Here is a 13,509-nt window from a genome sequence, read left to right on the forward strand (position 1 = left end):
CTGGCATTAGCTAAGTGTATAATCAAGCATCTGGCCCAGTTCCAGCTTTTCAGCCTCTGTTAAATCACGCCAGGCGCCTTTCTGAAGGGATCCTAAACGAATATTCATAATTCGCAGGCGCTGCAGTTTCTTAACTTCATAACCGAAGGCAGCACACATACGTCGGATCTGACGATTTTTCCCTTCTGTCAGGATAATACGGAATACATACTCAGATACACGTGTTACTTCACAGGGCAGCGTTCGATGACCGAGTATCTTTACACCGCTGGACATCCCCTGCACAAAGGATGGTGTGACTGGACGATCCACTGTTACGATATACTCTTTTTCATGCTTGCCTTCTGCCCGTAAGATCTTATTCACAATGTCCCCATCATTGGTTAATAAAATGAGACCTTCCGAATCCTTATCCAGGCGTCCAATTGGAAATATCCGCTGCGGGTGCCCCACAAAATCGACAATATTGCCTCTAATGTGGCTCTCTGTCGTGCTTGTAATGCCCACTGGCTTGTTCAATGCAATATAGACGTGATCGGACTTATCGCGCAGTGGCTTGCCGTTCACACGGACGTCATCGCCTTCCTCCGCTTGACTGCCCAGCACGGCCACTTCGCCGTTAATCGTCACGCGGCCGCTCTCTACCAGCTTGTCCGCCTCCCGGCGCGAGCAAAAGCCAGTTTCGCTGATAAATTTGTTAATGCGCAACCTGTGTACCCTCCATTTCTACGAACACACTTCCTTCTGCCCCCAGCTCATTACTCAGGCTTGGCGATAGGAAGCTGCACGAGGGCGGTTGTTCCCTCTCCCTCTGTGCTTTCAATATCCAGTGTGCCTTTATGGCTCTGTATAATACGCTGGCTGACCATAAGCCCTAGTCCTGTACCTGTTTCTTTGTTTGTGACAAAAGGTTCTCCCAGCTTGGATAGCATTTCTGCGGGAATACCTGTTCCCTGGTCCCGTATGAAGATTTTAACGCTTTCTCCCTCTAAGAACAAATGAATTGTGATGATGCCACCTTTACTCATAGCCTCCATGCTATTTTTAAGTAAATTAATGAATACCTGTTTTAACTGATTTTCTTCAGCATATACCAAGGCAGGCTCGTCCGTGACCTGAAGGTTGAATACAATACCCAACAGATGCGCCTGGCTATCCAGTAAAGAAATAACATCACTCACAATATAACGAACATCTTTTTTCTGAAAATGCACTGCCTGTGGCTTCGCGAGTATTAAAAACTCGCTAACGATCAAATTAATGCGATCCAGCTCAGACATCATAATATCGTTGTGTTTCATATTCAACACTTGATTTTGCTGCTGTAGTTGTAGGAAGCCACGTAGCGTGGTTAATGGATTACGAATCTCATGCGCTACGCCTGCCGCCAGTTGCCCTACGGTTGTCAGCTTCTCTGATCTACGCAGCAGTTCTTCCATCCGGTTGCGCCCCGTAATATCACGCGAAACACAGATAAAGCCTAAGATTTCGCCTTGTTCATCCAGAATAGGGGACGTACTCATACTAATCTCTACTGTACTTCCATCCTTACGCATTCGTAGGGTCTCACTTGATACGATGCTTTCTCCCTGAAGCAGGCTCTCCTTCTGAAATTCATACTCCTCCTGTTGCTGCGGAGGTACAAACTCCAGCTTACGGCCAACCAATTCCTTCTTAGTCCATCCGTACAAAGCTTCGAAGGCATGGTTAACCCGAATAACACGATCCTCCTGATCGGTTACATGAATCGCATCTGCCGTCTGATTAATAACCGATTCTAGATGCTCCTTTACAGAACGGTTTTCTTCATACATCTGTTCAAGTCTTCTCGTATACATCCCCAGGTTGTAGGCCATCGCATTGATGCGCTCACCCAGCCGTGCAAGCTCATGGCCGCCCTTAATTTCTAGCCGTGTATCAAAATGGCCGTCAGCCATCTCGTTCACTTTTCCCAAAATCGACTGAATCGGACGGACAAATAGGCTGGCGAGCACATAGCTTCCAATGATCACAACCTCCAATAGAACAATGGAAATAGCAACTAAACTAATCAATTGCTTAGATATAACAGAAGCGATTGTATCATAATTCATGACAATACGAATGACATAGGCATCACGGTTTGTCGGATAAAAAGGTATGTAACTGACAAGCACTCGTTCGCCTTTAATATAGCAATCTTGTACGATACTCTCTCCCGAAAGGATCGCCCTTGACACGGCCAAACGATCCTCAGGCACTCTCGTTAGTTGATACGTGCCGAATTGGATCGGTTCGTTGTACATGTAATAGTGTTTTCGGTCGTTACCGTTCTTGTCCATCGTAGCGCCACCAAAGGTTGCAGGGTTGATTCCTGTTATCTCCAAAATGCGATAATCCACTTGCTGAGTCTGCTTCACAATCTCAGCTGGACTCAAGATAGGTATAAAATCCTGGACTGAAGTATCCTGGAAGGATACTCGAATTAAGTAGTTGCGTTTTTGGTCATAATAAAATCCCCATTTATTAATATGTGAGGAGGCTGAATCTGTGTAATCAAAAGAACTGGTCCAAAAATGATCCAGATTCTGACCATGCGCCATGGCCACCTGTCCATGCTCATATAATTGGTCAACTGCATTTTTCCAATACCCCATTAATGGATCGGATGACGTTAGCTCTTTAGGATTCGAAGATTTGACAACCTTATACCCCTGTCCATCTCGGATCATCAAAGAGATATTAATATCCCTGTGGAGTGTAGCTATCTGTTGTAGCTGTTCCTGCTGGATATTTCGGATGTCGGGATCAAGCTGATTGGCAGCCAACGTAGCAGAGAGCCACAGATTATATCCGAGCTGCTTGTCAACAGCCTCCCAACTATGTCGGGTTTGTTCAATAGCTCCTCCGATGATTTTAGCCGTCAGAACCATTTTGGTTTCACTGTCACTTCTTAGATTTTCGTGGGTCGTGTAGTAATTGAGTGCGATGTTTAACAATAGGATAAACAGGACCGACCCCGACAAAATGATCGTTATTCTGATTTTTATCGACACACTGATTTCTCACCTCTTGCCGTATGCTGGCGATTACTGGCAATTGCTAACTCAATGATACCGTAATAGTGCCTGGGATACCAGCATTTACATTTACCGGATATACATAAATACACATCCTGTGAACAATGTTGTCAATAGGCGAGCATTTACCTACAATGTATTAAGATAATCATCCACATATAGTCCACAAATACACAGATGTTATTATAAACTGTGGATAAACCTGTGGACAAGTATGGTGTTATCCACAATTTTATTCACATCATGTTAACAACGGAATACTTGTTCGTTGGATAATTCCGCGTTTGAAAGGAGTATTTTCCCAGTGACCATTATGGATCACGCCTATTGGATGAGAGAAGCCATTCAGGAAGCGTATAAGGCAGAAGCGTTGGGTGAAGTCCCCATCGGAGCTGTCATTGTAAAAGATAATGAAATCATCGGTCGCGGCTACAATTTGCGCGAGACCGACACCGACCCAACTGCACACGCAGAAATGGTTGCCATCCGGCAGGCCAGTGAGCATTTGGGAGCTTGGCGCCTGCTGGATTGCAGGCTGTATGTCACTTTGGAGCCGTGTCCGATGTGCGCTGGAGCCATTGTGCAATCACGCGTCCCCCATCTCATATACGGTACCACAGATCCCAAGGCGGGCTGCGCAGGCACGCTAATGAATTTATTGCAGGAGCCTCGGTTCAATCATTGTACAGAAGTAACCAGTGGTGTACTTCAGGAGGAATGTGCCTCCATGCTAACAAACTTTTTTCGGCAGCTCCGGCAAAAAAGAGCGGCTGCCAAATTGTCTCCTCCTTCATCATCCTGAGGAGGAAAGTCTAAAGCTCTTCATCTCACTGCTAATTCCTCATGAAAGGAGATCACCCCATGCCTATGAGCTTGTATAATACGCCTCAAGGTATCTTTTTACGTCCCCTAAGCTTGGAGGATGGAGAAGCTCTTCTCGCCCTTAGACTTCGAAATAGGGACTCTCATGCGCCCTATGAACCGCTGTATGAGGATTCATTTTCACTTTAGAGAAACAGCAGGATTACATCCGTGAGAGATTGCGCCAAGCGGAAGAAGACAGAGGATACTTGTTTGGTATCTTTCTCCTAAAACAAGAACGGCTGATAGGTTATATCTCTATTTCCAATCTGGTGCGTGGAGTTGGACAATTCGCCGATGTCGGCTATATGATGGATCAACATGAGCAGGGAAAAGGGCATATGACGGCTGCCTTAAAATTGATCATACAGTATGCCTTCCGTGCCTTATCTCTACATCGCCTCCAAGCGGGCACCCTTCTCCATAATGATCGCTCACAACGCGTATTACAGAAGTGTGGCTTTCAGCCAGAAGGTATTGCTCGCAAGCTGGTACAGATTCAGGGCGAATGGCAGGATCATCAGATGTTCGGAATTCTAGCTGAGGATCACGTGTGACGAATCTCAATAACCGCACGGAGGATAACTTATTCATAAACAAAAAAAACCGCCCGGCCTACGCCGAGCGGTTTTCTTACATCACATTCGAAGTAATGATGTTTGTAATCATGTTACCTCCTAATTAAGGAGATACAGTTTGCATTTTTTGTTGTAGCTGTTCAATAGTCAGGACTTGATCAGCTGTTGGAATACCCACTTTAAATGCTGCTTTTTCATTGATTTTGCTGTATTGCGAGTAGCCTGTTACAGACAATTTCACATTGTCTTTCGTAGAAGGATCATTCACTTCCACGTTCGCATTCAGATCTTGATACACAGGAACGTTATCCTTGTTCAGAGCAGTGTTAATGTCAAACTGTTTCACTGTCAAATAGTTCTTCAACTCATCCAGCTTTTTGCTGACTTCGCTGGTGTTGGATTGCAGTTCTTTCTTCGCTTCAGCCAGTTCTTCCTTCTTCACTTGAAGCATGCTAGCATATTCGTCTTTAGACATAATATCTAGGACCTTAGGAAGCGCCTTAGTAATAAATGTATTAGTCGCTTGCTTCACATTGTCGTTCGTGATTTTAAACTGAACCACTTGTTTAGCTTCAACGCCTTGTGGCAATTTAGCATCTTTAGGATCAATATCAAAGAAATACGTAGCTTGATCATACTCATTCATAATCGCAGCAATCACTTCGTTCGCAAATTTTTGCGATTTTTCCTGATCCATAGTTGCAGGGTTAAACTCTTGTCCTGATTGTTTAGCCAGTTCTTGTGGATCAATGAGTAGGAATTTACCTACAACATCCTGTGGAAGCGGGTAAAATGGAATATTAGGAATTTTAACGTACAATTTATCTTTAGTCATTACCATTGGAATCGTAAAGCTGGTAGAAAGATCACCTTTCAAATGAATGCCCAGCGTCATTTCAGATTGGAAAGGCTCTTTTTGGTATACACCATCCATTGTAATATCAGCATTTTTCAGCATGCTAGTTACCATTGCACTTTGCTCAGCTGGAACAGAAGCGGAGGTAATTGTCAGTTCCTTAACGGTAAATTGACTTTTGGATTCATAGGAATTCAGCTTCATAGCATTTGCTGTACCGGTCGTAACAGCTTCCTTCGGTTCTAACTTCTTGCTACAACCTACCAGCGCTACCGTCATAAGCAACACCATAGTGAGGACCAAGACGGATAACTTTTTACTCATTGTGTAGATTCTCTCCTCTCAAATTAACCCCTTTTTTTATGCTATAAAAAAATACACACCCTCTATTTTAACTCATATTCACAAACGGCGAAACACTTATTGGAAAATTTTCTTACAATAAGCACAAAGACACCCTGGCTCTCTAACCAGGGTGTACTATACTTTGTAATATTTTTAGGAGAAAAGTCTGACTGCTTATGAACCTTGTCTGTTGTGGTGATCGACGTGATTCCGCTGTTTCACCTTCTTGGAACCGGATAGGGGCTCTTGTTGATGACTACGCTCACGCTTTTCATTACTTCCGCCAGAATCCTGGGCCTCGGGAACAGGAACAGCTCTAGGCTTGCCCATTTACGCATCCTCCACTCTAAGTCTAAATTATTGGTACATCAACAAATCCGTTTATTACCATTTAAAATAGGACTATAGATGGGTCAGATCTTCCGTTTTATCGTGATTCAGTGAATCCTGATGACGACGATCATTACGATCCTGCTGCACTTGCTGTGCCTGATGACTATTTACTGGACGTTGCTCCAAATCATCGACAACGTTGGACAGGTTTTTATCAAGTCCATTTTTGGCCTTTGTCATGTAGCCTTCCTCCTCATTCCTTCATGACTACGAGTGTGTCAATGATTGTAATGTTTGAGCACATTGGTGAATGTGCCGAGTATAATCGGACACCAGCTGTTGAATGATATCTGTTCGTTCATCCACAGACCGCCCGTCACGCTCTACATCGACTAAGCTAACCTGTACTTCCCGGGAATCTACATACGTACACGCAAAATCAAAGGAGTACATTTGTCGGCCTTCTACCTCGATATGGATTCGTATAGCCCGGTTATCGGCTTCATCTGCCTGTACCTGTGTTTTATCCCCTGAATTCAAAAGAATCGGCAGTTGTTCCTGCCAGGCCTCTACCAGCTTTTGCTGATCTACTGTCATTTCTCGATTCATGCCAGCACCTCCACATCTGATAACGTGTGAAAAAAACAGGCTTTTTATACAACAAAAAAGCCATTCTTCACGATTCCTGATCATTAGCATATAGAACCTAATGTACCAGCTATCGTATTTGAATGGCTTGGTTTTATTTAGAATATGGCGGAGAGGATGGGATTCGAACCCATGTGAGCTTGCACTCTAACGGTTTTCAAGACCGCCCCGTTATGACCGCTTCGGTACCTCTCCAGGTGGTAAATGGATAAAGCTGCTTCCCTCTATCAAACAACTCAGGCGCAACAAAATTATTTTACCACAGAATTTTTAAGAATGCAAGGCTTACTGTTTAGGAGTTATAACCTCAATGCCTCGCATATATGAACGCAGCACTTCGGGAATCACAATGCTTCCGTCCTCTTGCTGATAGTTCTCCAAAATAGCAGCTACAGTCCGCCCTACAGCCAATCCTGAACCGTTCAGCGTATGTACAAATTCAGGCTTTGCCTTCGCATCTGGACGAAACCGGATGTTTGCACGACGTGCTTGGAAGTCTTCTGTGTTGGAACAGGAAGAAATCTCACGGTACATGCCGCTCTCAGGCAACCATACTTCCAGATCGTACGTTTTGGCAGACGTAAACCCCATATCCCCTGTGCAAAGTGCCAGCACCCGATATGGAAGTCCGAGCAGCTGCAAAACACGCTCAGCGTTATTCGTCATTTTCTCTAATTCTTCATAAGAGGTATCCGGGTGGACCAGCTTGAGCATTTCCACCTTATTGAACTGATGCTGACGAATCAAGCCACGTGTATCACGTCCTGCAGATCCTGCCTCTGAGCGAAAGCAAGAGCTGTATGCCACATAATATTTAGGAAGCTGATCTGCATTCATAATCTCTTCACGGTGGTAGTTCGTTACCGGAACTTCGGCCGTAGGAATGAGATAATACTCAGTATCACGCAATTTAAACAAATCTTCTTCAAACTTTGGAAGCTGACCCGTTCCGTACAGACTGTCCCGATTTACAATGTATGGAGGTAGCATTTCTTCATAACCATGCTCACTACTGTGCAGATCCATCATAAAGTTAATTAGCGCACGTTCCAAACGCGCTCCCAGTCCCTTATAGAACGTAAAACGAGAACCCGTCACCTTAGCTGCAGCCTCAAAATCAAGAATATCTAGATCCTGAGCCAACTCCCAATGTGCTTTGGGTGTAAAAGAAAACTCGCGCGGCTCTGACCAGCGACGAATTTCCACATTATCCTCTTCCGAAGCGCCTACAGGCACAGTCTCATTGGGGATATTAGGAATCGACATCACCAGTTCGTCGATCTGAACTTCCAGTTCACGCACTTGCTCATCCAATTCTTTAATACGATCGGAGACCTGGCGCATTTCAGCAATAAGATCATCCGCATTTTCCTTATTCTTCTTCAACTTGGCTACTTCACCAGATACGACATTCCGACGATTTTTGAGTCCTTCACTTTCCTGAAGCAACTCACGACGGCTTACATCCAGATCTGTAAAACCATTAATCAGATCCAGAGATTTACCTCTGTTCTGTAAAGCTTTCTCAACCCGACCAAGCTCATTACGCAAAATCTTTATATCTAACACAGGTGATCCCTCCTACACTACAAACCTGACTTTCCGCTATCCGCGGACCATATCCACAAAATACTGATGTAACCGGAAATCGTCTGTTAATTCCGGATGGAAGGATGAAGCCAGCAAATGACCCTGACGGGCTGCCACAATCTCGCCGTTATACTCAGACAGCACATCTACTCCCATTCCGACAGATTGTATTAAAGGCGCGCGTATAAACACCGCACGAACCGGCTCCTCAATCCCTTTAATGTTCAAGTCTGTTTCAAAGCTTTCTCGTTGGCGACCAAAAGCATTACGCGATACTGTAATATCCATTAGTCCCAAATGTGCTTCTTCCTGTCCTTGAATCGTTTTGGCCAATACAATCAATCCCGCGCAAGTGCCAAATACAGGCTTGCCTTGATTGGAAAATTGACGTATAGCCTCTATAAAATCATACTTGCGCATTAGCTTGCCGATAGTTGTGCTCTCACCACCGGGAATGATAAGACCGGACAGCTCATCGAGCTGTTCGATCTTCTTCACTGCTATACCTTCAGCACCTGCACGTTCAACGCTTCGTATATGCTCAGCCACAGCGCCTTGCAGCGATAATACTCCTATTTTCATGCCGGTCCCTTCTTTCTTACCAACCACGATCCTGCATGCGCTCATGCGATGCCAGTTTGGAAATTTCAATGCCTTTCATAGGAGTTCCCAAATTCTTGGACACTTCTGCAATCAGCTTGTAATCCGTGTAATGAGTGGTCGCTTCCACAATTGCCCGTGCAAATTTCTCAGGGCTGTCCGACTTGAAGATACCAGAGCCTACAAAGACACCATCAGCGCCTAAATGCATCATCAACGCAGCATCCGCAGGTGTTGCTACACCGCCTGCTGCAAAGTTGACCACTGGTAGCTTACCAAGCTCATGCACTTCCAACAGCAGTTCATAAGCAACTCCGAGGTTTTTCGCTTCTGCATACAGCTCGTCCTTCGACAGGTTTTGCACCTTGCGAATTTGACCATTAATAAACCGCATGTGACGAACAGCCTCAACAATATTTCCAGTTCCCGGCTCACCCTTTGTACGGATCATAGATGCGCCTTCACCGATACGACGCAATGCTTCCCCTAGATCCTTGGCTCCACAAACAAATGGAACGGTGAACTCCCGCTTATCGATATGGAACACCTCATCTGCAGGTGTCAATACTTCACTCTCATCGAGATAGTCAACACCGAGAGATTCGAGTACCTTTGCCTCAACAAAGTGACCAATACGAGCCTTAGCCATAACAGGAATAGAAACAACCTTCATAACCTCTTCCACAATCGTAGGGTCAGCCATACGAGCAACCCCACCAGCTGCACGGATATCCGAAGGCACTCGTTCAAGAGCCATTACGGCTGTAGCGCCTGCTGCCTCTGCAATTTTAGCCTGTTCAGCGTTCATGACATCCATGATTACGCCACCTTTTTGCATCTCTGCCATACCTCTTTTTACACGCGAAGTTCCCGTTTCCATGTCGTTGCCTCCTGTAAGGGTTACGTTTAGATTCTAACTTAAGATTTTACCGTACGAACGCCAAATACACAATCATTTCAAGTTACAAAATAAGTAATGCAGGACACGTTAGGTCGATTAGCATTTCATCTTTAGAAGAGATTCTTAATTCCCTGGAACAAATCGCCGAAGAAATCACCAATTGCCCGGAAAAGCATTCGGAACCAGCCGCCCTCTTCTACTGCCGTGGTTGTAACCAAATCAACAGTTTTCGTCTGGCCTTTATCCACGCCATCCGTTTTGTATGTGTACGTAATCGTACCGACTTTAGCCCCTTGTTTCAAAGGTGCCACGAGAGAGCTTGCTGGTGTTATGTTCGTTGTAAAGGTTACCTTAGGATTGCTTGCACCCTTAGGTACGATAAAACTTACTGCATCTTTTGTGACAATCGGCACTTCTGTTTCCGTACCTTTGGTTACAGGCACATTCTCAACGCCCTTAACCACCGTCTTTGGAGCAACAACCTGCTTCACTTCAAAGTTATCAAAGCCATAGTTCAGCACTTTAGCCGTCTCTGTAAAACGGTGTGCATCAGAGTCAGCGCCCATAACTACACTGATGAGACGCATTCCATTACGTTCAGCCGTACCTGTAAAACAGTTTCCAGCATTAGCCGTATGACCTGTTTTCATTCCGTCTAAACCTGGATAAGCAAACTTTCTAAAGTTAGTAATATTTTTGTTTGCTTCTAGCATCCAGTTATAGTTAATAATCGGTGCTTTGTCGGTTGGACGGAATTTGTACGATTGAATTGTGGTAAACCGTGTATAATCCGGATGGTCCTTAATGATGTAACCTGCCAGAGTAGCTGCGTCTCTCGCAGTCATCACAGTTTCCCGGTCAGTGTCCGGTTGAAATCCTGTAGGCATATCCTTACGGTCCAAGCCAGTCGAGTTGATAAAATACGTATTTTTCATGCCCATTCTCTGAGCTGTTTCATTCATTAGTTTTACAAAATCCTGCTCGGTTCCAGATACGCGTTCAGCAAGAGCTACTGTGGCATCATTGGCAGAACCTACTGCCATGGCAATATAAAGCTCTTCTACCGTATGTTGATCCCCTTGAGCCAAAAAAATACGTGATCCAATACTCTTAGAAGCATTCTCGTTAACCGTAACCTTATCCGTCCACTTAAGTTTGCCTTGCTTAACCTGCTCAGCCACAATGTATTCTGTCATCATTTTAGTCATACTGGCTGGCGGGAGCGGCTCATCTGGATTCATAGAGAGCAAAACCTGCCCAGTGGAAGGCTCAATCAAAATGGCCGAACGAAGTGCCAGACTAGGGGGGTTAATGGAACCTGTTCCCGTGATATTCGTTGCCTCTGTTGCCGCTCCAGCAGCAAAAGTAGCCACGCTTGAATCGAAATTGCCTACAACAGGCAAGGCCGACATATACATCATATTAAGCACCATGACTGCAGTCACACTCTTTTTAATCATGCTGCGTTTATTATTCTTTTTAAAATTGTTCGCTTTCAAATGAATACAAACTCCTCTCGTACCTTAACCCGATCCGCTATGTATAACGAGACGGTGGTTACAGCCTTTACTTGGCCAAAGAATTAATGTTTTAGTGTTATACAATTTAATGTCATTTCGTTTCCTAAGATATAGCTTGTCATGAGCATTCTACTGCTCGAATCTTCTTAACTGGTAGGAATCATCCAAAATACCTATGCGTCCTAATTCATCAATAACCTCATGAGAAGGCGGACACTTGTCTATTCTATCACAGGGGTATCTCTAAAAAAAGACAGGCAGAGCGAAATGCGCTCTGCCTGTCGTCAAGTCAAATACAGCTGAATTTTATAGAGAGTAGTTTGGCGCTTCTTTCGTAATCTGCACATCATGCGGATGGCTTTCGCGCAGACCTGCACCTGTAATACGGATAAAGCTTGTATCGTTACGAAGCTCTTCAATATTAGCAGTACCACAATACCCCATACCGGAGCGAAGACCGCCCAACAGCTGGTGAACAGTGTCGGAAAGTGGTCCTTTATAAGCAACGCGTCCCTCAATGCCTTCCGGCACCAATTTCTTGTCGTCATCTTGGAAATAACGATCTTTACTACCTTGCTTCATCGCAGCCATAGAGCCCATACCACGATATACTTTGAAGCGACGTCCTTGATAAATTTCCGATTCGCCTGGGCTCTCTTCCGTACCTGCAAAAAGACTTCCCAGCATTACTGCAGAAGCCCCTGCCGCAATGGCCTTTGTAATTTCACCGGAGTATTTAATACCTCCATCTGCAATAATCGGAATATTATATTCACGTGCTACTGTTGCACAATCATAAATAGCTGTTATTTGCGGAACACCAATCCCTGCAATTACGCGTGTTGTACAGATAGAGCCTGGGCCAATACCAACCTTAACGACCGATGCTCCTGCTTCAATCAATTCACGCGTTCCGTCACCCGTAGCTACATTACCTGCTACAATCGTCAGATCAGGATAAGTTTTACGCAACTCGCGGACTGCTTCAATAATGTTAATATGATGGCCATGAGCGGAATCCACAACAATCAAATCCACACCAGCTTTTACAAGTGCTTCAGTCCGTTCAAACGTATCCTTGGAAATGCCGACAGCCGCACCGACCAGAAGACGCCCTTGTGCATCCTTCGCTGCGTTCGGAAACTGAATAGCTTTCTCAATATCTTTGATGGTGATCAGACCTTTGAGGTAGTTCCCTTCATCGACCAGAGGAAGCTTTTCAATTTTATGCTTTTGCAAAATGACTTCCGCTTCCTGTAAAGTCGTGCCTACTGGTGCAGTTACCAGTTCTTCCTTTGTCATGACTTCACTAATTTTAAGATCAAAATTGTGAATAAAGCGAAGATCACGGTTAGTAATAATACCCACCAGTTTGTTCTCTTCGTTTACAACAGGCACACCGGAAATACGGTATTTACCCATAACAGCCTCAGCATCGGACACCAAATGATCCGGAGTCAATGAGAATGGGTTGGTGATAACACCGCTCTCTGAGCGTTTAACCCGATCTACCTCTACCGCTTGCTGCTCAATCGACATATTTTTATGAATAACACCGATACCGCCCTCACGAGCCATTGCAATTGCCAACACTGCCTCAGTAACAGTATCCATACCAGCACTCATCAAAGGAATGTTCAGCTTCACGTTATCACTCAAACGAGTCGCTACGCTTACTTCTTTGGGCAGTACCACCGACTTACGAGGTACTAACAAAACATCGTCAAAAGTAAGGCCTTCCTTACCGAATTTATCTTCCCACACCAAGATGATCCTCCTTCAAAATGTTTAGTCTGTATTGGTCTTGTTGTCTGTCCGACATGGACAAATCAAGGCTCTCTGAAAATTATATTATTGCAATCTTAGCAAAGCGGTATAGGGGTGTCAAGCCTTCATCAACAGCCCTAACCCGTAGTATTCCCCTGTACAAACAACTGTACTCCTACGAAGGACAACCATTATAAACAAACGGTTTTAAGGATAACTATCTACTTACAAAAGTATATTTTACTTTGAGTAAGCAACAGAGAAGTAAGAATATAAGTAATTTCAACTACATGCAAAAAAGGACCATGATCTCAATGAGATCATGGTCCTTTTTACTTGTTGCTTGGCGGCGTCCTACTCTCCCAGGACCCTGCGGTCCAAGTACCATCGGCGCTGGAGGGCTTAACGGTCGTGTTCGGGATGGGTACGTGTGGAACCCCTCCGCTATCGC

Annotated in this window: 12 protein-coding genes, 1 tRNA gene, 1 rRNA gene and 1 pseudogene; 2 read left to right on the top strand and 13 right to left on the bottom strand. The window is 44.7% G+C overall.

The genetic code is table 11. The features are described from left to right. Positions 1 to 6: 6 nt before the first annotated feature. Both rluF and ACU1JV_RS27810 read right to left on the bottom strand, forming a co-directional pair. Positions 7 to 708: a 23S rRNA pseudouridine(2604) synthase RluF gene (rluF, locus tag ACU1JV_RS27805; RefSeq protein ID WP_014599354.1), complete on the bottom strand. Its 702-nt coding sequence runs from the start codon at positions 706 to 708 to the stop codon at positions 7 to 9. Between the two features lie 50 nt (positions 709 to 758). Beyond that, a complete protein-coding gene (locus tag ACU1JV_RS27810; RefSeq protein ID WP_025677178.1) occupies positions 759 to 3,035 on the bottom strand; it encodes a PAS domain S-box protein in 2,277 nt (758 codons plus the stop codon). 328 nt (positions 3,036 to 3,363) lie between these two features. Between ACU1JV_RS27810 and tadA the strand changes: the two genes are divergently transcribed. Next, the gene (tadA, locus tag ACU1JV_RS27815; protein ID WP_013368732.1) at positions 3,364 to 3,861 is read left to right on the top strand and encodes a tRNA adenosine(34) deaminase TadA; all 498 of its coding nucleotides are present in this window, start codon (positions 3,364 to 3,366) and stop codon (positions 3,859 to 3,861) included. A 59-nt stretch (positions 3,862 to 3,920) separates the two neighbouring features. Then, positions 3,921 to 4,477: pseudogene (locus tag ACU1JV_RS27820) on the top strand (GNAT family N-acetyltransferase). A 124-nt stretch (positions 4,478 to 4,601) separates the two neighbouring features. Here ACU1JV_RS27820 and ACU1JV_RS27825 read toward each other — a convergent pair. The 11 genes from ACU1JV_RS27825 to rrf form a co-directional block, all read right to left on the bottom strand. Next, positions 4,602 to 5,678, bottom strand: a complete 1,077-nt coding sequence (locus tag ACU1JV_RS27825) for a hypothetical protein (RefSeq protein ID WP_014599350.1) — start codon at positions 5,676 to 5,678, stop codon at positions 4,602 to 4,604. A gap of 195 nt (positions 5,679 to 5,873) precedes the next feature. After that, entirely contained in the window at positions 5,874 to 6,029 is a 156-nt protein-coding gene (locus ACU1JV_RS27830) for a small acid-soluble spore protein P (protein WP_014599349.1), read from the bottom strand. Positions 6,030 to 6,101: 72 nt separating this feature from the next. Beyond that, positions 6,102 to 6,272, bottom strand: a complete 171-nt coding sequence (locus ACU1JV_RS27835; RefSeq protein WP_216976932.1) for a hypothetical protein — start codon at positions 6,270 to 6,272, stop codon at positions 6,102 to 6,104. A gap of 27 nt (positions 6,273 to 6,299) precedes the next feature. Further along, on the bottom strand, positions 6,300 to 6,641 hold the full coding sequence (locus ACU1JV_RS27840; RefSeq protein ID WP_013368726.1) for a hypothetical protein: 342 nt from the start codon (positions 6,639 to 6,641) through the stop codon (positions 6,300 to 6,302). Positions 6,642 to 6,786: 145 nt separating this feature from the next. Next, a tRNA-Ser gene (locus tag ACU1JV_RS27845) sits at positions 6,787 to 6,875 on the bottom strand. Positions 6,876 to 6,965: 90 nt separating this feature from the next. Continuing rightward, positions 6,966 to 8,249: a serine--tRNA ligase gene (serS, locus tag ACU1JV_RS27850; protein WP_013368725.1), complete on the bottom strand. Its 1,284-nt coding sequence runs from the start codon at positions 8,247 to 8,249 to the stop codon at positions 6,966 to 6,968. Positions 8,250 to 8,285: 36 nt separating this feature from the next. Beyond that, on the bottom strand, positions 8,286 to 8,852 hold the full coding sequence (pdxT, locus tag ACU1JV_RS27855; RefSeq protein WP_013368724.1) for a pyridoxal 5'-phosphate synthase glutaminase subunit PdxT: 567 nt from the start codon (positions 8,850 to 8,852) through the stop codon (positions 8,286 to 8,288). A gap of 16 nt (positions 8,853 to 8,868) precedes the next feature. Further along, entirely contained in the window at positions 8,869 to 9,750 is an 882-nt protein-coding gene (gene pdxS, locus ACU1JV_RS27860) for a pyridoxal 5'-phosphate synthase lyase subunit PdxS (protein ID WP_013368723.1), read from the bottom strand. 131 nt (positions 9,751 to 9,881) lie between these two features. After that, entirely contained in the window at positions 9,882 to 11,270 is a 1,389-nt protein-coding gene (locus ACU1JV_RS27865) for a D-alanyl-D-alanine carboxypeptidase family protein (RefSeq protein WP_013368722.1), read from the bottom strand. Between the two features lie 327 nt (positions 11,271 to 11,597). After that, the gene (guaB, locus tag ACU1JV_RS27870) at positions 11,598 to 13,055 is read right to left on the bottom strand and encodes an IMP dehydrogenase (protein ID WP_013368721.1); all 1,458 of its coding nucleotides are present in this window, start codon (positions 13,053 to 13,055) and stop codon (positions 11,598 to 11,600) included. A gap of 344 nt (positions 13,056 to 13,399) precedes the next feature. Beyond that, a 5S ribosomal RNA gene (rrf, locus tag ACU1JV_RS27875) occupies positions 13,400 to 13,509 on the bottom strand; the annotation flags it as partial.

This window comes from Paenibacillus sp. T2-29, from assembly GCF_052921365.1.